Source organism: Candidatus Cardinium sp. cBcalN2, from assembly GCF_022810445.1.
Lineage (GTDB): Bacteria > Bacteroidota > Bacteroidia > Cytophagales > Amoebophilaceae > Cardinium.
In genome coordinates this window covers 1-835 of the sequence record NZ_JAACGD010000198.1, presented here as the reverse complement: position 1 = coordinate 835, position 835 = coordinate 1, and the positions used below count along the sequence as shown (strand labels likewise).

The following is an 835-nucleotide window of genomic DNA, read 5'->3' as shown; positions in this document are numbered from 1 at the left end:
GTGGGTGGGGGCTGAATGGATACTTGAATAGATAGATAGAAGGACTAGAGATAGGGTATTAAAAAACCTGGGAGCTAACAAAAGCTAGTCCCCAGGTTGAAATACTTAATCTAAAAAGATAGCATGAAACCGATAAAGCTTATTTGGCTGACTCAGCACGATACTTTTCCCTTATCTGATCAAGATCGTCATACTTAAGCGAATTTAGACCTGTTATTTTAGAGAAACGAGTGGTATAATCATTTAGTTTTTTATCAGGCATCTGAATAACAGGAATTACGCTCGTTTCAATAACAGATTTAAGGGATTCACAATCAGTCACAAAAGCTTCACGAATAACATGAATGCTAAAATCTTGATTTACTATTTGCTTATTTTTAAGCTTATTATTGACTTTATCTTCAATTTCTTGATAAGTAACAGCAGCGCTGTTGTGCTTGGTCTGCAATTCCTTATCAAACTTTACAAAAGCTTTTTTGAGTTCTCTAGTAACAGCAGTACCAACATAACCAGCCGATGTCTCTTTCAAAATTGCTTTTTCTATTTCTACATCAATAAGCTTTTTTATAGCTTCCACAAGCGGTTCTGCGGTATTGCTTGTATTACCAACCATAACAAGATAATCAGGATCGGTTGTAATTTTATGAGCAAGTTTAATAGCAAGACGCTGCTCAAAAGTTAAATCCGATGATTTTGCATGATTATCTTTTAGTAGGTCCCCTAAGGTTTTAATTTTTAAGTGTAGTTCATTTGGACTACCATTTACCATTTGTTGGCCATTCCCAAAAACTTTTAAGATATTTATATATAACTTAATAGACTCACTGCCCTTACC

At 34.5% G+C, this 835-nt stretch carries 1 protein-coding gene; it reads right to left on the bottom strand.

Going from position 1 to position 835, the window contains the following annotated elements; genetic code table 11:
* Positions 1 to 139: 139 nt before the first annotated feature.
* Positions 140 to 835, bottom strand: a 696-nt coding sequence (locus tag MUW74_RS04275) for a hypothetical protein (RefSeq protein ID WP_243553110.1), incomplete at its 5' end; no start/stop codon positions are given.